This window comes from Paraburkholderia sp. SECH2 (assembly GCF_030464795.1).
Lineage (GTDB): Bacteria > Pseudomonadota > Gammaproteobacteria > Burkholderiales > Burkholderiaceae > Paraburkholderia > Paraburkholderia aspalathi.
This window is the reverse complement of record NZ_JALPRH010000014.1, coordinates 17,962-40,581: the sequence shown is the minus strand read 5'-3', so window position 1 is coordinate 40,581 and position 22,620 is coordinate 17,962. Positions and strand designations below refer to the sequence as shown.

Below are 22,620 nucleotides of genomic sequence, written 5' to 3'. Positions count from 1 at the left end.
GGTCCTTGCATTAAGAGGAATGAATGGCGAGTAACAACGTAGCCCAATTTGCCGCGGAACTGAAAATGCCTGCAGGCGTGCTCCTTGAGCAGCTTCAGGCAGCAGGCGTCACGAAAGCGAGCGAAGACGACAGCTTGTCCGAAACGGACAAGGCGCGTCTGCTCGACCACTTGCGCAAGTCTCACGGCTCGACTGATGCGGACAAGCGCAAGATCACGCTGACGAAACGGCATACGTCGGAGATCAAGCAATCCGACGCGACGGGCAAAGCTCGCACCATTCAGGTCGAGGTGCGTAAGAAGCGCACTTTCGTCCGCCGCGACGAATCCTCCGCTGAAGGCGGGGATGCATCGAATCATGTGGCCGAAGCTGATGTAGACGATCTCGAACTCCAGCGTCGTGAAGAGGAAGCTCGTCACGAAGCCGAGCTGCTCGAAAAGCAGGCTCAGGAGTTGAAGGCGCGTCAGGAACAGCTCGAGCGCGAAGAAGCCGAACGTCAGGCGCGCGAGCAGGCTGCTGAAGCCGAGCGTCGTCGTGCGGAAGAAGAAGCGGCGAAGAAGCGCGCAGCGGCTGCGGCCGAAGCGGCGGCTCGCGAACAGGCTCAGGCTGCCCAGCCGGCGCAGGCTGCCAAGGCGGCGAAGGCTGAACCGGTTGCGGCCAAGGCTGCGGAACCGGCGGCTGCCAAGGAAAGCGAGCAGGACGACGAGCGCGCTGCGGCAGAACGCGCGGCGCAACGCGAAGCAGCGAAGAAAGCGGAAGACGCAGCGCGTCAGGCCGCCGAGAAAACGCGCGCCGAGCAGGAAGAAGTCAGCAAGCGCCGTGCGGCGGCAGAAGCCGAAGCACGTGCGATTCGCGAAATGATGAACACGCCGCGCAAGGCGCAGGTCAAGGCGCCGGAACCGGCACCGAAGCCCGCTGAGCCGGCCAAGCCGGTGGAAGCCAAGGGCACGCTGCACAAGCCGGCGCGTCCGGCGGGTGAAGCACCGGCACGTCCGGCCGCCAAGAAGCCGGCTGCTGCGGCTCCGGCCGCAACGACCACGCCGTCGGCTGGCGACAAGAAGAAGCCGGGTGGTGGCAAGGGCGGCTGGCAGGACGACGCAGCGAAGCGCCGCGGTATCAAGACGCGTGGCGATTCGAGCGGCGGTGTTGATCGCGGCTGGCGCGGCGGCCCGAAGGGTCGCGGTAAGCATCAGGATCAGAACACCACGTTCCAGGCGCCGACCGAACCGATCGTGCGTGAAGTGCACGTGCCGGAAACCATCACGGTCGCCGATCTGGCGCACAAGATGGCGGTGAAGGCCTCGGAAGTCATCAAGTCGATGATGAAGCTCGGCCAGATGGTCACGATCAACCAGATGCTGGACCAGGAAACGGCGATGATCATCGTCGAGGAATTGGGCCACCACGCGGTTGCCGCCAAGCTGGACGATCCGGAAGCCATGCTGGTCGAAGGCGAGATCACGGACGCAGAAGCACTGCCGCGTCCGCCGGTCGTCACGGTCATGGGTCACGTCGACCACGGCAAGACCTCGCTGCTCGACTACATCCGCCGTGCCAAGGTTGCAGCGGGTGAAGCGGGCGGGATTACGCAGCACATCGGCGCGTATCACGTCGAAACGCCGCGCGGTGTCATTACGTTCCTCGATACGCCGGGCCACGAAGCATTTACGGCCATGCGTGCTCGCGGTGCGAAGGCAACCGACATCGTGATTCTGGTGGTCGCAGCCGACGACGGCGTGATGCCGCAGACGAAGGAAGCGATTGCCCACGCGAAGGCAGGCGGCGTGCCGCTCGTCGTCGCGATCAACAAGATCGACAAGCCGGATGCGAATCCGGAGCGCGTCAAGCAGGAACTCGTCGCGGAAGGCGTCGTGCCGGAAGAATATGGTGGCGATTCGCCGTTCGTGTCGGTGTCGGCTAAAACCGGCGCGGGCATCGACGACCTGCTCGAAAACGTGCTGCTGCAAGCCGAAGTGCTGGAACTGAAGGCACCGGTCGAAGCGCCGGCCAAGGGTCTCGTTATTGAAGCGAAGCTCGATAAGGGTAAGGGTCCGGTCGCAACGATCCTGGTCCAGTCGGGTACGCTGAACCGCGGCGACGTGGTGCTGGCAGGTAGCGCTTACGGTCGTGTGCGAGCCATGCTCGACGAAACCGGCAAGCCGACCAAGTCGGCAGGCCCGTCGATCCCGGTTGAGATTCAAGGTCTGTCGGAAGTCCCGCAAGCTGGCGAAGAAGTCATCGTCATGCCGGACGACCGCAAGGCGCGTGAAGTCGCGTTGTTCCGTCAAGGCAAGTTCCGCGACGTCAAGCTGGCCAAGCAGCAGGCCGCGAAGCTCGAGAACATGCTGGAGCAGATGGGCGAAGGCGAAGTGGCGTACATGCCGCTCATCGTCAAGGCCGACGTGCAAGGTTCGCAGGAAGCTCTGGTGCAGTCGCTGCTCAAGCTGTCGACCGACGAAGTCCGTGTGCAGATCGTGCACGGCGCAGTCGGCGGCATCAGCGAGTCGGACGTCAACCTGGCTACGGCTTCGAAGGCGGTCATCATCGGCTTCAACACCCGTGCGGACGCACAGGCGCGCAAGCTGGCGGAAACCAACGGCGTCGATATTCGCTACTACAACATCATCTATGACGCAGTGGATGAAGTGAAGGCTGCGATGTCGGGCATGCTGGCACCGGAGAAGCGCGAAGTCGTGACGGGTACGGTCGAAGTGCGTCAGGTCTTCAAGGTACCGAAGATCGGCGCGGTGGCCGGCTGTATGGTCACGGACGGTTTCGTCAAGCGCTCGTCGTCGGTGCGCGTGCTGCGCAACAACGTCGTCATCTTCACGGGCGAGCTCGATTCGCTCAAGCGCTTCAAGGACGACGTCAAGGAAGTCCGTCAGGGCTTCGAGTGCGGTATGTCGATCAAGAACTTCAACGATATCGTCGAAGGCGATCAGTTCGAAGTCTTCGAGGTTACCGAAGTCGCGCGTACGCTGTAATTCACGCGGCATTGGCTCAACGGGCGGAGCGGGCTTAAGCGCCCGCTCCGCCCGTTGTCTTTGGGCCCGCGCATTTTGTCGCGTATTGCGCCCCGCGGTGGCTTGCAGTCGCTATCAAGCCGCGCATTGCCGTCCGGGCAATCACCACCTCGGTTCGCGCGAACAACTTTATTGCATCCGTCAGAACGGAGCACACAAACACCATGCCTAAAAAACGTTCTTCTCCCAATCGCAACGTGCAGATCGCCGATCAGATCCAGCGCGACCTGTCCGAGCTGCTGCGCGAGGTCAAGGACCCGCGCATCGGCCTCGTCACGATTCAAAGTGTCGAGTTGACGCCCGACTACGCGCACGCGAAGGTCTACTTCACGACGCTAACCGGCGACCCGCAGCAGACGCTCGAAGCGCTCAACCACGCGGCCGGCCATCTGCACAATCAGCTGTTCAAGCGCCTGCACATCCATACTGTGCCGACGCTGCATTTCCATTACGACCAGACGATCGAACGGGCCGTCGAAATGTCCCGTCTGATCGACGAGGCGAATGCCAATCGCGCGAAAGAAGACTGAGCGCGCGGGTTGAACGTTGTTCTCCGCGTTCCGGGCTGCGCTGCTTCAGTTGCAGCTCATTTAGCGCTGTTTCCGTACACTTCGAAGACTCTGTCTTTCTGACATGACCGCACCTCAACGCCCCCGCGTGCCGCGTCGCGCGCTCGACGGCGTACTGCTGCTCGACAAACCGCTCGGCCTGTCGAGCAACGACGCGCTGATTCGCGCGAAGCGTCTCTACCTGGCAAAAAAGGCCGGCCATACCGGCACGCTCGATCCACTTGCCACCGGTCTTTTGCCGCTGTGTTTCGGCGAAGCGACCAAGTTTTCGCAAGACCTGCTCGAAGCCGACAAGACCTATGAGGCGACCATGCGCCTCGGTATCCGCACGACCACTGGCGACGCCGAAGGCGAAGCCATCGACACACGCGACGTGACATGCGATCAGGCCGCGGTAGGGGCGGCCATGCAGAAATTTCTCGGCGACATCTTTCAGGTCCCACCGATGTACTCGGCGCTTAAACGCGACGGCAAGCCGCTATACGAATACGCGCGCGCCGGCCAGACGGTGGAGCGGGAAGGGCGTCAGGTGACGATTCACGCGCTCGAGATGCTTGCCTGCGCGTTGCCCGACGTGACGTTTCGCGTGACCTGCAGCAAAGGCACCTATGTGCGCACGCTTGCTGAGGATATCGGTGAAGCGCTTGGTTGTGGTGCGCATCTGGTCGCGCTGCGGCGTACCGGTGTCGGTGCGCTGACGCTGGAAAATTCGGTGACGCTCGACGCGTTGTCCGATGCGACGGAGAGCGAGCGCGATACGTGGCTGCAACCGGTCGATGCGTTGTTGTCCACGTTCCCGCTTGTCACGCTGGACGAAGACGCGACCCGTCGCTTCCTGCATGGGCAACGCCTGAAGCTCTCCGAGTTGACCATTGTCGGCGATGCGGTGAATGCGCCGCGCGTACGCGTGTATGCAGCGGACGGTCGTCTGCTTGGCGTCGCGAAGCAAGGCGAGGGCGTGCTGGCGCCGGAACGGCTCGTGGTTACCGCAGCGAGCTAACGCGGAACTTAAGCGCCGCCTCGTCAGCAGCAGCAACAAAAAAGGCGGGACCGCTCACCAGCGGCCCCGCCTTTTATTACATACATACAGCTCGCGTCGCGGACTAATAAAACCAGAACCTCAATGCGCCGCCGCAGCTGCCGCACCTGCATCACCACCGGCGCGTTCAGGCTTTGCGATCCAGATCAACGCGATCAGCGCGACAAAGATCCCCGCCGATACAAAGAACAGATCGTTCACGCCCAACTGCGCGGCCTGCTGAGTCGCCATCGTATTGAACAGACCATATGCCTGCGGCTGACTGAAGCCCGCGGCACCCATCTGCCGGATCGACTGATCGAACACCGGGTTGTACGCGCTCGCCTGTTCGGCCAGTTGCGCGTGATGCATGATGGTGCGGTGATCCCACGCGGTCTGGAAAATCGACGTGCCGATACCGCCGCACATGATCCGCACGAAATTCGACAAGCCCGACGCAGCCGGAATCCGGTTGCCCGGCAAACCCGACAACGTGATCGACACCAACGGGATGAAGAACCCGGCCATGCCGATCCCCTGAATCAACGTGGGCATGAGCAGCGAATAGGTATCGACGCCGGTCGTATAACGTGAGCGCATCCAGAAGCACAGCGCGAACACGAGGAACGACAAGGTCGCGATATAGCGCGGATCGGTACGCGGCAACACCTTGCCGGTGATCGGCGACAGCAGCACGGCGAACAGGCCGACCGGCGCCATCACGAGACCCGCTTCGGTGGCGGTGTAGCCGATATCGGTTTGCAACCACAACGGCAACAACACGAGGTTGCCGAAGTAGAGGCCATAGCCGATCGACAACGCAATCGTGCCGCTTGTGAAGTTGCGCCGGCTGAAGAGCGACAGATCGACCACAGGATGTTCGGCCGTCAATTCCCACACGATGAAAAACGCCAGCGAAATCACCGCAACCAGCGCCAGCACGACAATGGTGGTCGACGAAAACCAGTCGAGGTCCTTGCCCTTGTCGAGCATCACCTGCAACGAGCCGACCCAGAGGATCAGCAGGCCCAGACCGACGCCGTCGATCGGCGCCTTTTTGACGACAGAATCGCGATTACGGAAGATCGTCCACGTTGCCACCGCGGCGATCGCGCCGACCGGAATGTTGACGTAGAAAATCCACGGCCACGAGATGTTGTCCGAGATCCAGCCGCCAAGAATCGGCCCGGCCACCGGTGCGATCAGCGTGGTCATCGCCCACATCGACAAAGCCATCGGCGCCTTGGCGCGTGGATAGCTCGCGAGCAGCAGCGTTTGCGACAGCGGAATCATCGGGCCGGCGACGGCGCCTTGCAGCACGCGCGAGGCCAGCAGGAACGGCAGAGTGGGGGCGAGACCGCACATCCACGACGAGATCACGAACAGGATGATCGACGCCATGAACAGGCGCACCTGGCCGATACGATCGGTGAGCCAGCCGGTCAGCGGCACGGAGATCGCGTTTGCCACCGCGAACGACGTAATCACCCATGTGCCCTGGTCGGACGACACACCGAGGTCGCCTGAAATGGACGGGATCGACACGTTCGCAATCGACGTGTCGAGCACGTTCATGAACACGGCGAGCGACACCGCGATGGTGCCGATCACCAGTTGCGCGCCCTCGAGCGGCGGATGAGGGACTTGCGCCTGAGCCTGAGCCATTAAAAAAGCCTTCTATGAATCGTCGCGCCGCTTACATCAGCTTCGCGGCGGCCTTGGTAGCGCCGCCAGCTTGAGCCGACTTCTGCGAGCCGCCGTTCGGACCTGCATTCTCCGAAATGATGCGGGCGATTTCCGCATCCGCCTGGTCGCCGTACTTGTCGAACACATTGGTCTGATAAACCGTGTTCGGCGCCTGGCCGAGCTGGCCACCCTGGTCGTCCTTGATGCTCACGTCGGCTTGCATCGACAGGCCGATACGCAGCGGATGCTTCTCGAGTTCCTGCGGGTCGAGCGCGATCCGTACCGGCAGACGCTGGACCACCTTGATCCAGTTGCCGGTTGCGTTCTGCGCGGGCAGCAGCGAGAACGCCGAACCCGTACCCGCCGAGAAGCCGACCACCTTGCCGTGGAACACCACTGACGAACCGTACACGTCGGCCGTCAACTCGACCGGCTGGCCGATGCGCATGTGCTTCAGTTGCACTTCCTTGAAGTTTGCGTCAACCCACACACCGCCCAGCGGCACGATGGCCATCAGCGGGGTGCCCGGCGAGACGCGCTGGCCGACCTGCACCGAGCGCTTCGCGACGTAGCCCGTGACCGGCGCCGGCAAGTTGTTACGCGCGTTGGCCAGATACGCATCGCGCACCTTCGCGGCGGCAGCCTGCACGTTCGGGTGATTGGCGATCGTGGTGTTGGCGGTCAGCGCGCGGTTCGAAGCCAGTTGTTGCTCAGCGGCGTCGACCGAGGCTTGTGCGCTTTTCACGGCGTCGCGGGCGTGCGAGATTTCTTCCGCGGACACAGCGCCGGTTTGCGCGACCGTCAGGCGGCGCTTCAGGTCATCCTGCGCGCGCGACAGATCGGACTGGCGCTGGGCAACTTGCGCCTGGTACTGGTTGTCGTCGGCGAACAGGCCGCGCACCTGACGCACTGTCTGCGCGAGATTCGCTTCGGCTTGTTCGAGCGCGACGCGCGCGTCGGCCGGATCGAGCACGACGAGCGGGTCGCCGGCCTTCACGGTCTGCGTGTCGTCTGCGTTCACGGCGACAACCGTGCCGGTGACCTGCGGCGTGATCTGCACGACGTTGCCGTTCACGTAGGCGTCGTCGGTGTCCTCATGGAAGCGTGCGTCGAGGAAGTAGTACAGGCCGTAGGCGACCGCGGCGATCAGGATCACGATGACGAGTAGCGTCATCATGCGCTTGCGTTTGCCGTTGTTCGCCGGCGGTTGTGCCGGTTGAGTCGGCTGCGGGGCCGGCTGCTGAGTCGGCTGTGTAGTAGCCGCGGGCTGTTGGGTGGTGCTCATTGATGTGCTCCGGGTTCTCTCAAGCGTCGTCGTTTATTCGGATGTTTATGCGAGTGCGGGTCGCGTCGATGTGGCTTCAGTTTGCAGCGGCGGTCGCAGCGGTGGCCGATGCGGCGGCGGCCGGTGCCGGGGCATCGGTCGGCACCACGAGGCCGGTTTGCGTGGCGTCGAAACCGCCACCGAGCGCCTTGATGAGGCCGATCTGCAGATCGCGGCGGCGCATCTTCAGGCCCGTTACCGTCTGTTCGGCGGCAAGACGGTTCTGGTCGGCGGTCAGCACCTGCAACTGCGGCGACAAACCGGCCTTGTAGCGGATCACCGCGAGCTGATAGGCCTTGGTCGACGCGTCGAGCGCGCGCTGTGCGTCGCCCGATTGCTGGTCGATCGAACGGATCGACGACACTTGCGTCGCGACATCCGAGAGCGCATTGATCAGCGTCTGGTTGTAGTCCGCCACATCGAGGTCGAAGTCTGCGTAGCGGCCCTTCAACTGCGAGCGCAGCGCGCCGGCGTCGAAGATCGGCAGGTGAATCGCCGGACCGAATTGCATCTGACGGCTGCCCGACTTGAGGAAACGGCCCCAGCCGAACGCATCGAAACCGAAACCGGCGGCGAGGTTGACGTCCGGGAAGAATTCAGCCTTCGCCTCTTTCACATCGTGCATCGCGGCTTCGACCTGCCAGCGTGCAGCGACGATATCCGCGCGACGCGCCACGAGGTCGGCCGGCAGATTGTTCGGCAGCGCTACCGTGTCACCGGTGGTAAGAAGCGGCTTGGCGATCTGCAGGCCACGATCCGGACCCTTGCCGAGCAGCGCGCCCAACTGATAGCGCGCCACGGTGATCTGGCCGTCGAGATCGGTCAGGTTCGCCTGGCTGGTCGCGATGTTGCCGTTCGCGGTTTCCCGTTCGACGTTGGTGTCGAGCCCGGCGGTGACGCGGCCGTTGGTGATGCGGCTGATGTCCTGGCGGTTGGCGATTTCGCGCGCGGCGATGTCGCGGAATGCGTACAACTGGGCGAGCTGGTTATAGGTGCTCGCCACGGAGGAGGCGAGCGTGACGCGCGCCTGCTGCATGTCGGCTTCCGCTGCCTTTTCCTGCGACACGGCCTGGCCCAGGCGCTGGCGGTTCTTGCCCCACAGGTCCAGATCCCACGACGCGCTCGCCAGCACGTTGTTCTCGCTATACCAGGTGCCGCCGTACGGAGGCGGGTAGAGCGCATTCGCCGAGAAGAGTTCACGGGTCCACGAGTAGCTGCCGTTGACCTTCGGGTACAGCGCCGAGCGCGAGCTTTCAATGTAGGACGACGCCTTGGCGAGGCGAGCCTGCGCCTGCGCGATCGAGGGGCTGCCTTCCAGCGCTTCCGCGATCAGCTTCGGCAGTTGGGGGTCACCGAACTGGTTGGCCCAGTCGAGCGACGGCCACTGGCCGCCCTGGCCCGGCAGGCTCTGGGTGGACTCGTACTGAGCCGGCGACGAGATCTGCTTGTCGCTTTTCATGCCGAAGTAGTTCGCGCACCCCGTGAGGGCGAGCGCCGTCACCGCGGCGGCGACAGCGGCCCGGCTCGAAAGTGCGGGCGCGGACAGGGAAAGGGATTTCATCGCTCGACTCTTTGAGTGGAATGTAATGATGGACACTGCAAGCAATTTATTACGATTTGCTGTCAAAATTGCTTGCTGCATCACGGGCTAGTCCCGTTTGTTCGCCGGAATTGATGAGTACGCGGCGCAGCATGCTCTTCAGAAAACCCACTTCTTCGGGGGTGAAGCCGCCCAGCAGGTTGTCCAGCACGCCGTTGAAAATGGCCGGCATTTTGGCCGCGATCGCGTGACCTTCCGGGGTCAGCGCGAGTCGCACGACCCGCCGGTCTTCGTTGCTGCGCACTCTTGTCAGCAAGCCGCGTTTTTCCAGCCGGTCGACCAGACGCGTGACGGCGCTTGCGTCGATGCCGTATTCGCGCGCCAGTTCGGCCGCCAGCAGGCACTTGCCGCTCGCCACCATGAACAGGATGCTGCCTTGCTGGCTGGTGATGCCCAACTCGGCCATGCTGCGCTGTGTGACCAGGTTCGACATGGTCGATTTCACTCGCGAGAGCAAATAGCCGACGCTTTCGCCCAACTGATACTCGCTGATCTCTGAGCTGGGTGTTGAGGACGGATCCGTCATGATTCTCGTGCGAATGCAATGGTTGACTAGGCAGGATTATAGACAGCGGTTGATTGACGCGGCAAGCGTTATTACAGCTTAGGCAAGGAACTTTTCCGCCTCAAGGCACAATCCGCGTGGATTTGCGTAGGATTTCGCCGAAGCCGTGTGGGACTGTTTCTTAGGCAGCGCTGCGTGGAAGGCGATGGAGCTATCAGGGAATACCAGAAAGCTTCATTTGGGCGTGCTATAATGTTGGGTTCCCAAAAGTGCGCTTTGGGCTTTGTTGGCTTCGTACACAATGCTGCTGCTGGCGCACTCAACTGTCTCCAGGTTCCTATGACTCGCGCCCTACGCAATATCGCCATCATTGCCCACGTCGACCACGGCAAGACCACGCTCGTCGACCAGCTCCTCCGCCAAACCGCTACCTTCCGCGACAACCAGGCGGTTGTCGAGCGCGTGATGGACTCGAACGACATCGAAAAGGAACGTGGCATCACGATTCTTTCGAAGAACTGCGCGGTCGAGTACGAAGGCACGCACATCAACATCGTCGACACGCCGGGCCACGCCGACTTCGGCGGTGAAGTGGAGCGCGTGCTGTCGATGGTCGACTCGGTGCTGCTACTGGTCGATGCGGTGGAAGGCCCGATGCCGCAAACGCGCTTCGTGACCAAGAAGGCGCTGGCGCTCGGCCTCAAGCCGATCGTCGTGATCAACAAGGTCGACCGCCCGGGCGCGCGGATCGACTGGGTGATCAACCAGACCTTCGACCTGTTCGACAAGCTGGGTGCAACTGACGAACAACTCGACTTCCCGATCGTCTACGCATCGGGTCTGAATGGCTACGCCGGCCTGACGCCGGACGTGCGCGAAGGCGACATGCGTCCGCTGTTCGAAGCCGTGCTGGAACACGTGCCGGTCCGCCCGGCTGATCCGTCGGCGCCGCTGCAGCTGCAGATCACGTCGCTGGATTATTCGTCGTACGTTGGCCGTATCGGCGTCGGCCGCATCACGCGCGGCACGATCAAGCCGGGCATGGCCGTCGCCGTGCGTTCGGGCCCCGACGGCGCGATCCTGAACCGCAAGATCAATCAGGTCCTGTCGTTCAAGGGTCTCGAGCGCGTGCAGGTCGACTCGGCTGAGGCCGGCGACATCGTGCTGATCAACGGTATCGAAGAAATCGGTATCGGCGTGACCATCTGCGCACCGGAACAACCGGAAGCGCTGCCGATGATTACCGTCGACGAACCGACCCTGACGATGAACTTCCTCGTCAATTCGTCGCCGCTGGCCGGCCGCGAAGGCAAGTTCGTCACGAGCCGTCAGATTCGCGACCGCTTGATGAAGGAACTGAACCACAACGTGGCGCTGCGCGTGAAAGAAACGGGCGACGAAACCACGTTCGAAGTGGCAGGCCGCGGCGAGCTGCACCTGACCATTCTGGTCGAAAACATGCGCCGTGAAGGCTACGAGCTGGCCGTGTCGCGTCCGCGCGTGGTGATGACGGAAGTCGACGGCGTGAAGCACGAGCCGTACGAAAACCTGACGGTCGACATGGAAGACGGCCACCAGGGTGGCGTGATGGAAGAGCTGGGTCGCCGCAAGGGCGAAATGCTCGACATGGCGTCGGACGGCCGCGGCCGTACGCGTCTCGAGTATCGTATCTCGGCGCGTGGGCTGATCGGTTTCCAGGGCGAATTCCTGACGCTGACGCGTGGTACGGGCCTGATGAGCCACACGTTCGACTCGTATCAGCCGGTCCGGGAAGGTGGTGTCGGCGAGCGTCGTAACGGCGTGCTGATTTCGCAGGACGACGGTGCAGCAGTGGCGTACGCACTGTGGAAGTTGCAGGATCGCGGCCGTATGTTCGTGTCGCCGGGCGAGCCGCTGTACGAAGGCATGATCATCGGCATTCACAGCCGTGACAACGACCTGGTCGTGAACCCGATCAAGGGCAAGCAACTGACCAACGTGCGTTCGTCGGGTACGGACGAAGCGGTGCGCCTTGTGCCGCCGATCCAGATGTCGCTGGAATACGCGGTTGAATTCATCGACGACGACGAACTGGTCGAAGTCACGCCGAAATCCATCCGCCTGCGCAAGCGTTACCTGAAGGAACACGAGCGCCGTAGCGCCAGCCGTAAGGGCGCAGTGGACTAAGTCAGCATCGGCCTTAACTGGCGTGCTGTCAGGCAAAAGCCACCTTCGGGTGGCTTTTGTCATTTCTGGCGCCCCATTCGCGTTGCGTGCAATTGTTCGCGGTTGGCTGCCTGTTTGTCGTGTTTGTCCCCGTTTTTCGCAGAAGTCTGTTGCGGGTCCTGTAAAACCGGCCGAAAGCCCGTCGTAAAAGGCTTGAGCGCCAGTCCGTCTGCTATCTGCACTATCCGTTCTGTGATATGCTCCCCGGGTGCAAAGTTTTAGGTCCTTCCAAGCAAGACTTGATTCGCGCAATCCGCTAAACGGTCAGGCCGTGTCGCGGAAGGTTCTGTAACCCGCTATTTCTCGAGAAACTCGAAGAAAGGTGAGCGTAAAAATGATGAAGCAATTCCAGTCGAACTCTTATCTGTTCGGCGGCAATGCTCCGTACGTAGAAGAAATGTACGAAGCGTATCTCGATAATCCGGCGTCAGTGCCCGAGAACTGGCGCAGCTATTTCGACGCGTTGCAGAACGTCCCTGCATCGGATGGCAGCAATGCCAACGACGTGGCCCACGGCCCGATCGTCGAATCGTTTGCGCAACGGGCCAAGGCTAATGCCTTCATCCCGCGCACGGCGGCCGGCGGCGAAGATCTCGCTACCTCCCGCAAGCAAGTCTATGTGCAGTCCCTCATCGGCGCATATCGCTTCCTCGGCTCGCAATGGGCCAATCTCGATCCCCTGAAGCGCCGCGAACGTCCCGCAATCCCCGAACTTGAGCCCGCGTTCTACGACTTCACTGAAGCCGACATGGACCAGGAGTTCAGCGCCACGAATCTGTATTTCGGATTCGAGCGTGCTTCGCTGCGCGAGATCGTCAAGGCCCTGCGTGACACGTACTGCGGCACGATCGGCGCCGAGTACATGTATATCAGCGATCCGGAACAGAAGCGCTGGTGGAAAGAGAAGCTCGAGTCGATCCGTTCGACGCCGAACTTCTCCAATGAAAAGAAGAAGCACATCCTGAATCGCCTGACGGCCGCTGAAGGCCTCGAGCGCTTCCTGCACACCAAGTACGTCGGCCAGAAACGCTTCTCGCTCGAAGGCGGCGAAAGCTTCATCGCCTCGATGGACGAAGTCGTGCGTCATGGCGGCGCCAACGGCGTACAGGAAATCGTCATCGGCATGGCCCACCGTGGCCGTCTGAACGTGCTGGTCAATACGCTCGGCAAGATGCCGGCTGACCTGTTTGCCGAATTCGAAGGCAAGCACGTCGACGACCTGCCGGCCGGCGACGTGAAGTACCACAAGGGTTTCTCGTCGGACGTTTCGACCGAAGGCGGCCCGGTTCACCTGTCGCTCGCGTTTAACCCGTCGCACCTCGAAATCGTCAACCCGGTGGTAGAAGGTTCGGCGAAGGCCCGTATGGATCGCCGCGGCGACGACAGCGGCCTGCAAGTGCTGCCGGTGCAGATCCACGGCGACGCGGCCTTCGCAGGTCAGGGCGTCGTGATGGAAACGCTGAACCTCGCGCAAACGCGCGGTTACGGCACGCACGGCACGCTGCACATCGTCATCAACAACCAGATCGGTTTCACGACGTCGGACCCGCGCGACTCGCGCTCCACGTTGTACTGCTCGGACGTCGTCAAGATGATCGAGGCGCCGGTGCTGCACGTGAACGGTGACGATCCTGAAGCTGTGGTGCTGGCTACGCAGCTGGCCATCGACTTCCGGATGCAGTTCCATAAGGACGTGGTTGTCGACATCGTCTGCTTCCGCAAGCTGGGTCACAACGAGCAGGACACGCCGGCTGTCACGCAGCCGCTGATGTACAAGACGATTGCGAAGCACCCGGGCACGCGCGCGCTGTACGCTGAAAAGCTGGTGCAACAAGGCGTGATTACGGCGGCAGAAGGCGACGAATTCGTCAAGGCGTACCGCAAGGCGATGGACGAAGGCCATCATACGGTCGACCCGGTGCTCTCGAACTACAAGAGCAAGTACGCGGTGGATTGGGTTCCGTTCCTGAACCGCAAGTGGACCGACGCAGCCGACACGGCAGTGCCGCTGGCCGAGTTGAAGCGCCTTGCTGAGCGCGTCACCACGATCCCGGAAAACTTCAAGGTTCACCCGCTGGTCGAGCGCGTCATCAACGACCGTCGCGCGATGGGCCGTGGTGAAGCGAAGCTTGACTGGGGTATGGGCGAACACCTGGCATTCGCGTCGCTGGTCGCATCGGGCTACGCAGTGCGCCTGACCGGTCAGGACTCGGGCCGTGGCACGTTCACGCACCGTCACGCGGTGCTGCACGATCAGAACCGCGAACGCTGGAACGACGGCACCTACGTGCCGCTGCAGAACATCGCTGAAGGTCAGGCGAAGTTCACGGTGATCGACTCGGTGCTGTCGGAAGAAGCGGTGCTGGGCTTCGAATACGGTTACTCGACCGCTGAACCGAATACGTTCGTCGCGTGGGAAGCGCAGTTCGGCGACTTCGTGAACGGCGCGCAAGTCGTGATCGACCAGTTCATCTCGTCGGGCGAAGTGAAGTGGGGCCGCGTCTCGGGTCTCACGATGCTGCTGCCGCACGGCTACGAAGGTCAAGGTCCGGAGCACTCGTCGGCACGTATCGAGCGTTTCCTGCAACTGTGCGCAGACCACAACATGCAGGTCGTTCAGCCGACCACGCCGGCGCAGATATTCCACCTGTTGCGCCGTCAGATGATCCGCCTGTTCCGCAAGCCGCTGATCGTCGCTACGCCGAAGTCGCTGCTGCGTCACAAGGAAGCCGTGTCGGATCTGTCCGAACTGGCGAAGGGCGCGTTCCAGCCGATCCTCGGTGAAATCGACGATGCGATCGAGCCGAAGAAGGTCAAGCGCGTGGTGGCCTGCTCGGGTCGCGTGTACTACGACCTGCTGGCACATCGCCGTGAATCGAAGTCGAACGACGTCGCGATCATCCGTATCGAACAGCTCTATCCGTTCGCGCATAAGCAGTTCGAAGCGGAAATGAAGAAGTACGACAACGCGACCGAAGTGGTCTGGGTGCAGGACGAGCCGCAGAATCAGGGCCCGTGGTTCTACATTGAGCACCACCTGAAGGAAGGCATGAAGGAAGGTCAGAAGCTGGCATACAGCGGACGTCCGGCTTCGGCTTCGCCGGCAGTCGGCTACTACGCGAAGCACTACGAGCAGCAGAAGGCGCTGATCGAAGGCGCTTTCGGCCGCCTCAAGAGCGCGTCGATCGCTAAATAAGGAAAACAGACGAACCGGGAAAGCGCGCTGCGCTTTCCCGTGCCGCGTTCAGTCACCACATGGTGGTTCGTTCCCGGCAAGTATGGTTCGCAGGCGGTCGTCGAGTACATAGATCGCGCGCCGTCACCCGATACGTATTCAGGATATTCATAATGGCTATTGTTGAAGTCAAGGTTCCCCAGCTCTCCGAGTCGGTCTCGGAAGCCACGATGCTGCAGTGGAAGAAGAAGCCCGGCGAGGCTGTTGCTCAAGACGAAATTCTCATCGAAATCGAGACCGACAAGGTCGTCCTCGAAGTGCCGGCGCCCTCCGCCGGCGTGCTCGCACAAGTGATCTCGAACGACGGCGACATCGTCGTTGCGGATCAGGTGATCGCCAAGATCGACACCGAAGGCACGGCAGGCGCCGCTGCTGTCGAAGCTGAAGTGAAGCCGGCTCCCGTTGCCGCGCCGGCACCGGCCGCTCAGGCTGCATCCGCAACGGGTGCGAACACCGCTGCTTCGCCGGCTGCCGGCAAGCTGATGGCCGAGAAGGGTCTGGGCGCGGGCGACGTCGCCGGCACGGGCCGCGACGGCCGCATCACCAAGGGTGACGTGCTGACGGCTGGCGCACCGGCGGCCAAGGCTGCACCGGCACCGGCTGCCGCACCGAAGGCTGCCAAGCCGTCGCTGCCGGACGTCAAGGCGCCGGCATCGGCCGACCAGTGGCTGAAAGACCGCCCGGAACAGCGCGTGCCGATGTCGCGTCTGCGTGCGCGTATCGCCGAGCGTCTGCTCGAGTCGCAGCAAACCAACGCCATCCTCACCACGTTCAACGAAGTGAACATGGCGCCGGTGATGGACCTGCGCAACAAGTACAAAGACAAGTTCGAAAAGGAACATGGCGTGAAGCTGGGCTTCATGTCGTTCTTCGTGAAGGCGGCTGTTCACGCGCTGAAGAAATTCCCGCTGGTGAACGCGTCGATCGACGGTAACGACATCGTCTATCACGGCTATTTCGACATCGGTATCGCGGTCGGTTCGCCGCGTGGCCTGGTGGTGCCGATCCTGCGCAACGCAGATCAGCTGAGCCTCGCTGAAATCGAAAAGAAGATTGCTGAATTCGGCCAGAAGGCCAAGGACGGCAAGCTGTCGATCGAAGAAATGACGGGCGGTACGTTCTCGATCTCGAACGGTGGTGTGTTCGGTTCGATGCTGTCGACGCCGATTATCAACCCGCCGCAATCCGCCATTCTGGGCGTGCACGCCACGAAGGAACGCGCTGTGGTCGAGAACGGCCAGATCGTGATTCGTCCGATGAACTATCTGGCGCTGTCGTACGACCACCGGATCATCGACGGTCGCGAAGCAGTGCTGTCGCTGGTCGCAATGAAGGATGCGCTGGAAGACCCGGCGCGCCTGTTGCTCGACCTGTAATCGCCGGTTAGGCGGGCGTCGGCTTGTCATCGCGCAAGTCGACGCCATATAAGCAGCACGTCTCTAGCATTCCGCAGTACTGGACCGACGCGCGCCACGAAGCGTGGCCGCGCGTCGCTCCGTCATCAAAAGGATTGTCATGTCCAAAGAATTTGACGTCGTCGTGATCGGCGCCGGCCCCGGCGGTTATATCGCCGCTATCCGCGCAGCGCAGCTCGGCAAGACGGTCGCATGTATCGAAAAATGGAAGAACCCGGCCGGCGCGCTGAAGCTCGGCGGCACGTGCCTGAACGTGGGCTGCATTCCGTCGAAGGCGCTGCTCGCGTCGTCGGAAGAATTTGAAAACGCATCCCATCACCTCGCCGACCACGGCATTAGCGTGGAAAACGTGCAGGTCGATATCGCGAAGATGCTGGCCCGCAAGGAAGGCATCGTCGAGAAGATGACCAAGGGCATCGAATTCCTGTTCCGCAAGAACAAGATCACGTGGCTCAAGGGCCATGGCAAGTTCACCGGCAAGACGGACGCCGGCGTGCAGATCGAAGTCAGTGGCGAAGGCGAAACCGAAGTCGTGACGGCGAAGAACGTCATCATTGCAACGGGTTCGAAGGCGCGTCACCTGCCGAACGTTCCGGTCGACAACAAGATCGTCGCCGACAACGAAGGCGCACTGACGTTTGACTCCGTGCCGAAGAAGCTCGCCGTGATCGGCGCTGGCGTGATCGGTCTGGAACTCGGTTCGGTGTGGCGCCGTCTGGGCGCGGACGTGACGGTGCTCGAAGCGCTGCCGGAATTCCTCGGCGCGGCTGACCAGGCGCTCGCCAAGGAAGCCGCCAAGCAGTTCAAGAAGCAAGGTCTGGACATTCACGTCGGCGTGAAGGTCGGTGAAATCAAGACTACCGACAAGAGCGTCACGATCAATTACACGGACAAGGACGGCAACGCGCAAACGCTCGAAGCTGACCGCCTGATCGTGTCGATCGGCCGCGTGCCGAACACCGACAACCTCGGTCTCGAAGCCATTGGTTTGAAGGCGAACGAGCGCGGCTTCATCGACGTCGACGACCACTGCGCAACGGCTGTGCCGAACGTGTACGCGATCGGCGACGTGGTGCGTGGTCCGATGCTCGCGCACAAGGCTGAAGACGAAGGCGTGCTGGTTGCTGAAATCATCGATGGTCAGAAGCCGCATATCGACTACAACTGCATTCCGTGGGTGATCTACACCGAACCGGAAATCGCGTGGGTCGGCAAGACCGAGCAGCAACTGAAGGCCGAAGGCCGCGAAGTCAAGACGGGCCAGTTCCCGTTCATGGCGAACGGCCGCGCGCTGGGCATCAACAAGGCGGATGGCTTCGTCAAGATGATCGCCGACGCGAAGACCGACGAGCTGCTGGGCGTGCATATCATCTCGGCAAACGCATCGGACCTGATCGCGGAAGCCGTGGTGGCGATGGAATTCAAGGCGGCGTCGGAAGACATCGGCCGCATTTGCCATCCGCACCCGTCGCTGTCGGAAGTCATGCGCGAAGCGGCCTTGGCCGTGGACAAGCGCGCGCTGAACATGTAATCACGCGCACGCCTGACTGAACGCAACTCTGGCATCACCACGAAGGCGGGCGGGTTCACTCACTCCCGCCTTTCTTTTTGCAGCAACACAATGAACGTCACCGAATACTACGAAAAAGAACTGCAGACGCGGGGTTATCAATCGGACCCGGCGCAACGCGCGGCGGTCGACCGTCTGCAGCGGTGTTATGACGAGTGGGTCGAATACAAATCGCGCCGCTCGAACGCGTTCAAAAAACTGATCATCCACCCGGATCTGCCTCGCGGCGTGTACATGTGGGGCGGGGTAGGGCGGGGCAAGAGCTTCCTGATGGACAGCTTCTACATGATCGTGCCGGTGCAGCGCAAAACGCGCCTGCATTTCCACGAGTTCATGCGCGAGGTGCATCGCGAACTGGAAGAACTGAAAGGCACGGCCGATCCGCTCGACGAACTCGCGCGCCGTATCGCCAAGCGCTACCGGCTGATCTGTTTCGACGAATTCCACGTCTCGGATATCGCCGACGCGATGATCCTCTACCGTCTGCTCGACAAGCTGTTCGAGAACGGCGTGCAATTCGTGATGACGTCCAACTACGACCCGGACACGCTCTATCCGGACGGCCTGCATCGCGACCGCATGCTGCCGGCAATCGAACTGATCAAGTCGAAGCTCGACGTGATCAATGTCGACGCGGGGATCGACTACCGCAAGCGCACGCTGGCTCAGGTCGAGGTGTATCACACGCCGCTCGGCGCAGCCTCGGATAAAGCGTTGCGTGACGCGTTTTCACGCCTTGCCGCGGTTCCTGATGAGAGTCCAATTCTGCGCATTGAAAAGCGCGAGCTGAAGGCGCTTCGGCGCGCTGACGGCGTCGTGTGGTTCGATTTTGCGACGCTCTGCGGCGGTCCACGCTCGCAGAACGATTACCTTGAACTGGCGAGCCGTTTTCATGCTGTGATCCTGTCCGGCGTGCCGCAGATGTCGGTGCGTATGGCTTCTGAGGCGCGTCGCTTCACCTGGCTGATCGACGTGTTCTATGACCACAAGGTCAAACTGCTGATGTCGGCTGCGGTGCCGCCCGATCAGCTGTATCTCGACGGTCCGATGGCCAACGAATTCGCGCGCACGGTCTCGCGCATCGTCGAAATGCAATCGAAAGAATATCTCGACACGCCGCGCCGGATCGTCGACACGTCGCTGACTTAAGCCGCCGCGTGACGCGGGCGCGAATGCTTTTGCGATAGATCACGGTCCGCTCGTCGAAGAGGCGGAGTCCGAAGTCGTATTTTCAAGATTCGGATTGGTCTTATGTTCCGCCCGCGGACGACTGGATATCTTCTTTGTCATGGTTCTGACAAAGGAGAAGCCATGAATCCGTACCGTGATATCAATGATGAAGAATGGCAACGTGTTGCACCGTTGCTTCCTGAACTGCGTCCGCGTTCCGAACTGCGTGGCCGGCCGCTCGCCAACACGCGCTCCGTGCTCAACGGCGTGTTGTGGGTGATGTATAGCGGCGCGACCTGGTCCGCCATGCCGCGCAAATATCCGTCGTATCAAACCTGCCATCGCCGCTTCAAGGCATGGTATGAGTCCGGCGTACTCAAGCGCGTCATGGACCAGTTGTTCGGCGCAGCGAGCGAGGAACTCTGCAAGCTGATGGAAGCGCGCATGCGCACACATGTGAGCGCGGAACAGAAAAGCGTTGACGCAGAAAAGGTGCCCGCAGCAGCGCCTCCGGCGTACAGCCCGGCAGCGGTCAAGCCGTTACCGTCTTCGCCGTTCGCGTATACGTCGCCTTTCAAGCACGCTGCATGACAACTTCAACCAGCCAGACTCAAACAAAAAAAACGGCCGCACGATGGCGATCGTCGGCCATTTCTTCTGGTTCCATCCTGGCAGCAGATGCGGCCCTGATGGAACACTATCTTCGCGCGTCAGGCATCGGCGCCTGAACGGCAAGCTCCTTACTGCTGGCGAATCCAGGTCTGCGAGCGGCCCAGCAGCGAAACGCCGATGTAGCCACGCACCACCAGCTTGTTCCCACCGTCTTCCAGGTGCATCTTGCACTTGTAGACCTTGCCGTTTTCCGGGTCGAGAATTTGCCCGTGATCCCAGCCGTCACCGTCCTTTTTCATATCGTTGATGATCGTCATGCCGAGGATCAACTGGTCCTTGCGCGCGTCCGTGCATTCAGTGCAGCGGCGATCCGGTTGATCGTTCGCGCTGAGTCCCTTGACCACCTTGCCGCTCAGCGAGCCGCTGCTGTCCTGTGCAATTTGCACGAGTGCCTTGGGCTGGCCGGTGTGATCGTCGATGGTTTGCCACATGCCGACCGGGGAATCGGCCTGCGCCATTGCCGTGACGGCGCTAACGAGCAGCACGCCGGCGAGGGCGGCATGTTTGGCTGTGCGAAGCGCGATTGCGCGTGCGCGTTGAGTGAATTGCATCATTGTCTTCCTCCTTGATTAAAGACGGCGCGATCATGGTCGCGCGGCGTTATTGGCGTCTCGGGCGGTCTTCAGTTGCCGGCTGCCGTGATGCCTGGTATTGCCTCTCAGATTCAAATCGGCCACATCGGTGTCCGCCGTGTGCGGCCTGCGGCCTGGGTGTCGCGGGCCGCATACCGTCAGCGCAGAATACGTGAAAGTGCGCGTGTCGTTTGATAGTGGAACCTCTAATCAGGACGCGGCACTTTCGAACATCAGTTCAGCTGATACGAGAATGTTGCGTTGATGCGTGGGCTGCGCGACGCGCTCTCCACCGGCGCATCGCCGATCGGTTTGGCCACCGACAAATCCAGGCTGTAATACTTCGCGTCCGAGATCCGGAAGCCGAACGCAATCGATGAAAGCTTCGACGGCGAGGGCGTGCCTGCATGCAGATACACGCGCGCCATGTCGAACGAGACGTACGGTGTGAAGGTGCGCAGATAGGTGAAACCCGGCGTGAACGGCCGGTTGACTTCGAACATTGCGCCCCAGCCCGAATCGCCCGACGCCTCGCCCGGTTCATAACCCTGCGCAAAACGTTGCGCACCGAACGAGATCTGTTCCGACGTGGGCAGCGAGACGCCGCTGTACTGACCGGTCAACGAAACCGCGGTGCCGATCTTCAGCGGCCACTCGTTAGTTTGCGAAAAGCTTGCACCGGTCCGCACGAAGTTGATTGACGCCGGATTCGTGACCGGCGAGCCGGGAACGTTCGAGTCGCCGGATTTCGACGCACCCAGGATATCGAAAGCCTTCGCCACATTGATACTCGCGCGGCGCACCTGGCCGGTTTCCACGTTGGTGTAGTCTGCCTGCAGTTGCAGCACCCGCACCTGTGAGCGAAAGCCGATTTGCGCGCCGGTGTTGTGATTGTTGTAGCGATCTTCGTCGTGCGATGCATAGACCGAGGCCGTGCCGATCACGCTCTGCTTGTTGCTCAACAGGATCGGATACGCCAGCGAGCCGCCGACCTTATCGTTGATGACCGTGCGCTCGATAAAGGAGGGAAGGCCGGGATTGTCGGTGGGGTTGCCGCGATAGTGCGACGCGTCGATCTTCCCAGTCAGCCCATTGCTGCCGATCGGCACTGTGGCGTGCGCGGCGAGATAGGTGACGTTGTCGCGGCCCTTCGGCAGCAACGCAGACACGCTCAGCTGTTCGCCGAGCGCGGTCAGGCCGTTTTCGGTGGCCGTCAGCAGGCCTTGCACGCCGGGGTGATTGAAGTCGATGCCTGTGCTGAGATCGAACGGTTTGCGGTCCACGTTCAACTCGAGCGTGGTGGCGCCGTCGGTATTTTGCGGAGGCGCCACGTTGGCCGCGACTTTCACGCCGGGCAACAGACCTAGCACGTTGATGTAACGCTCAAAGGTGGCGCGCCGCAACGGCCGGTCGGCAACGATGTGGTCGGCGATCGCGCGAATCTTGTCTTCGACTGCGCCTGGCTTGCCCGTCACCTTGACTGCGGACACGTAGCCTTCGACCACCGTCACGCGCACCACGCCGTCGTCGAACGTCTGCGCGGGAATGAACGCGAACGAGAGCGCATAGCCGCGGTCCTGATACAGCTTCGTAACGCCGTTGGCGACCTGGATCAGATCGCCGATGGTGGTGTCTTTGCCGACGAGCGGCGTGAAGCGCTGCGCGACTTCGTCGAACGGAATGGACTTGACGCCCTCGACCTGAATCTTCGAAGGCGTCAGATGGCGGGCGAGCAGTTCCTGAAGCTGGGGCGCTTGCGGCGTGACCTGCATGGTCACGTTCGGGCCCTTGTCGGGCGCCTTGATCTGCGGCAGCGAATCGAGAGGATTGCCGCCGACGGTCGGGCCGGCTGGGCGTGACTGCGCGTGTGCTGCTACTTGCATCCCGCTTGCCGCGATCGCCGCGAGCAGGAGGGTCCATTTACTACTACTACCGTACCCGAGTTTCATCGGATTTTCCTCGTATGCCGTTCTTGTCTTGCGGACGCGCCGCCTGGCCGGGCTGGTCGCGATCGCTTATGTGTGGCTCGACGCATACTGCCATGCTTGCATGTATT

Annotated in this window: 15 protein-coding genes; 9 read left to right on the top strand and 6 right to left on the bottom strand. The window is 61.7% G+C overall.

Going from position 1 to position 22,620, the window contains the following annotated elements; translation table 11 throughout:
- Nucleotides 1–23 precede the first annotated feature (23 nt).
- The 3 genes from infB (at nucleotide 24) to truB (ending at nucleotide 4,592) form a co-directional block, all read left to right on the top strand.
- A complete protein-coding gene (gene infB, locus M0D66_RS22270) occupies nucleotides 24–2,984 on the top strand; it encodes a translation initiation factor IF-2 (protein ID WP_093632457.1) in 2,961 nt (986 codons plus the stop codon).
- Between the two features lie 203 nt (nucleotides 2,985–3,187).
- A complete protein-coding gene (gene rbfA, locus M0D66_RS22265) occupies nucleotides 3,188–3,553 on the top strand; it encodes a 30S ribosome-binding factor RbfA (RefSeq protein WP_054034654.1) in 366 nt (121 codons plus the stop codon).
- 103 nt (nucleotides 3,554–3,656) lie between these two features.
- Nucleotides 3,657–4,592: a tRNA pseudouridine(55) synthase TruB gene (gene truB, locus M0D66_RS22260; RefSeq protein WP_266211604.1), complete on the top strand. Its 936-nt coding sequence runs from the start codon at nucleotides 3,657–3,659 to the stop codon at nucleotides 4,590–4,592.
- A 120-nt stretch (nucleotides 4,593–4,712) separates the two neighbouring features.
- Here the strand turns inward: truB and M0D66_RS22255 are convergent, their stop codons facing one another.
- The 4 genes from M0D66_RS22255 to M0D66_RS22240 form a co-directional block, all read right to left on the bottom strand.
- Nucleotides 4,713–6,275 carry a DHA2 family efflux MFS transporter permease subunit gene (locus tag M0D66_RS22255; protein WP_200565683.1) on the bottom strand — a complete coding sequence of 521 codons (1,563 nt, stop codon included), beginning with the start codon at nucleotides 6,273–6,275 and terminating at the stop codon, nucleotides 4,713–4,715.
- 31 nt (nucleotides 6,276–6,306) lie between these two features.
- Nucleotides 6,307–7,581, bottom strand: a complete 1,275-nt coding sequence (locus M0D66_RS22250) for an EmrA/EmrK family multidrug efflux transporter periplasmic adaptor subunit (RefSeq protein WP_200618550.1) — start codon at nucleotides 7,579–7,581, stop codon at nucleotides 6,307–6,309.
- Between the two features lie 76 nt (nucleotides 7,582–7,657).
- Nucleotides 7,658–9,181, bottom strand: a complete 1,524-nt coding sequence (locus tag M0D66_RS22245; protein ID WP_266211603.1) for an efflux transporter outer membrane subunit — start codon at nucleotides 9,179–9,181, stop codon at nucleotides 7,658–7,660.
- A 49-nt stretch (nucleotides 9,182–9,230) separates the two neighbouring features.
- Entirely contained in the window at nucleotides 9,231–9,746 is a 516-nt protein-coding gene (locus M0D66_RS22240) for a MarR family winged helix-turn-helix transcriptional regulator (RefSeq protein WP_200618548.1), read from the bottom strand.
- A gap of 318 nt (nucleotides 9,747–10,064) precedes the next feature.
- Here M0D66_RS22240 and typA point away from each other — a divergent pair, with 318 nt between their 5' ends.
- The 6 genes from typA (at nucleotide 10,065) to M0D66_RS22210 (ending at nucleotide 19,911) form a co-directional block, all read left to right on the top strand.
- Nucleotides 10,065–11,891: a translational GTPase TypA gene (typA, locus tag M0D66_RS22235; protein ID WP_093632467.1), complete on the top strand. Its 1,827-nt coding sequence runs from the start codon at nucleotides 10,065–10,067 to the stop codon at nucleotides 11,889–11,891.
- 373 nt (nucleotides 11,892–12,264) lie between these two features.
- Nucleotides 12,265–15,126, top strand: a complete 2,862-nt coding sequence (locus M0D66_RS22230; RefSeq protein ID WP_054034650.1) for a 2-oxoglutarate dehydrogenase E1 component — start codon at nucleotides 12,265–12,267, stop codon at nucleotides 15,124–15,126.
- A 152-nt stretch (nucleotides 15,127–15,278) separates the two neighbouring features.
- Nucleotides 15,279–16,541 carry a 2-oxoglutarate dehydrogenase complex dihydrolipoyllysine-residue succinyltransferase gene (odhB, locus tag M0D66_RS22225; RefSeq protein ID WP_266211602.1) on the top strand — a complete coding sequence of 421 codons (1,263 nt, stop codon included), beginning with the start codon at nucleotides 15,279–15,281 and terminating at the stop codon, nucleotides 16,539–16,541.
- A gap of 139 nt (nucleotides 16,542–16,680) precedes the next feature.
- A complete protein-coding gene (gene lpdA, locus M0D66_RS22220; RefSeq protein ID WP_093632469.1) occupies nucleotides 16,681–18,111 on the top strand; it encodes a dihydrolipoyl dehydrogenase in 1,431 nt (476 codons plus the stop codon).
- A gap of 90 nt (nucleotides 18,112–18,201) precedes the next feature.
- Nucleotides 18,202–19,299, top strand: coding sequence for a cell division protein ZapE (zapE, locus tag M0D66_RS22215; RefSeq protein ID WP_266211601.1), 1,098 nt, complete (start codon nucleotides 18,202–18,204; stop codon nucleotides 19,297–19,299).
- A 162-nt stretch (nucleotides 19,300–19,461) separates the two neighbouring features.
- On the top strand, nucleotides 19,462–19,911 hold the full coding sequence (locus M0D66_RS22210) for a transposase (RefSeq protein ID WP_167378274.1): 450 nt from the start codon (nucleotides 19,462–19,464) through the stop codon (nucleotides 19,909–19,911).
- A 149-nt stretch (nucleotides 19,912–20,060) separates the two neighbouring features.
- On the opposite strand, the gene M0D66_RS22205 is transcribed toward M0D66_RS22210, so the two are convergent.
- Nucleotides 20,061–20,546 (bottom strand): DUF2147 domain-containing protein, encoded by a 486-nt coding sequence (locus M0D66_RS22205; RefSeq protein ID WP_200618544.1) that lies wholly within the window; start codon nucleotides 20,544–20,546, stop codon nucleotides 20,061–20,063.
- A gap of 251 nt (nucleotides 20,547–20,797) precedes the next feature.
- On the bottom strand, nucleotides 20,798–22,513 hold the full coding sequence (locus tag M0D66_RS22200) for a ShlB/FhaC/HecB family hemolysin secretion/activation protein (RefSeq protein WP_266211600.1): 1,716 nt from the start codon (nucleotides 22,511–22,513) through the stop codon (nucleotides 20,798–20,800).
- Nucleotides 22,514–22,620: the final 107 nt, after the last annotated feature.

Bases quoted from the DNA above. Each gene is read 5' to 3' on its own strand.
- infB (WP_093632457.1), top strand. From the start codon at position 24: ATGGCGAGTAACAACGTAGCCCAATTTGCCGCGGAACTGAAAATGCCT.
- rbfA (WP_054034654.1), top strand. From the start codon at position 3,188: ATGCCTAAAAAACGTTCTTCTCCCAATCGCAACGTGCAGATCGCCGAT.
- truB (WP_266211604.1), top strand. From the start codon at position 3,657: ATGACCGCACCTCAACGCCCCCGCGTGCCGCGTCGCGCGCTCGACGGC.
- M0D66_RS22255 (WP_200565683.1), bottom strand. From the start codon at position 6,275: ATGGCTCAGGCTCAGGCGCAAGTCCCTCATCCGCCGCTCGAGGGCGCG.
- M0D66_RS22250 (WP_200618550.1), bottom strand. From the start codon at position 7,581: ATGAGCACCACCCAACAGCCCGCGGCTACTACACAGCCGACTCAGCAG.
- M0D66_RS22245 (WP_266211603.1), bottom strand. From the start codon at position 9,181: ATGAAATCCCTTTCCCTGTCCGCGCCCGCACTTTCGAGCCGGGCCGCT.
- M0D66_RS22240 (WP_200618548.1), bottom strand. From the start codon at position 9,746: ATGACGGATCCGTCCTCAACACCCAGCTCAGAGATCAGCGAGTATCAG.
- typA (WP_093632467.1), top strand. From the start codon at position 10,065: ATGACTCGCGCCCTACGCAATATCGCCATCATTGCCCACGTCGACCAC.
- M0D66_RS22230 (WP_054034650.1), top strand. From the start codon at position 12,265: ATGATGAAGCAATTCCAGTCGAACTCTTATCTGTTCGGCGGCAATGCT.
- odhB (WP_266211602.1), top strand. From the start codon at position 15,279: ATGGCTATTGTTGAAGTCAAGGTTCCCCAGCTCTCCGAGTCGGTCTCG.
- lpdA (WP_093632469.1), top strand. From the start codon at position 16,681: ATGTCCAAAGAATTTGACGTCGTCGTGATCGGCGCCGGCCCCGGCGGT.
- zapE (WP_266211601.1), top strand. From the start codon at position 18,202: ATGAACGTCACCGAATACTACGAAAAAGAACTGCAGACGCGGGGTTAT.
- M0D66_RS22210 (WP_167378274.1), top strand. From the start codon at position 19,462: ATGAATCCGTACCGTGATATCAATGATGAAGAATGGCAACGTGTTGCA.
- M0D66_RS22205 (WP_200618544.1), bottom strand. From the start codon at position 20,546: ATGATGCAATTCACTCAACGCGCACGCGCAATCGCGCTTCGCACAGCC.
- M0D66_RS22200 (WP_266211600.1), bottom strand. From the start codon at position 22,513: ATGAAACTCGGGTACGGTAGTAGTAGTAAATGGACCCTCCTGCTCGCG.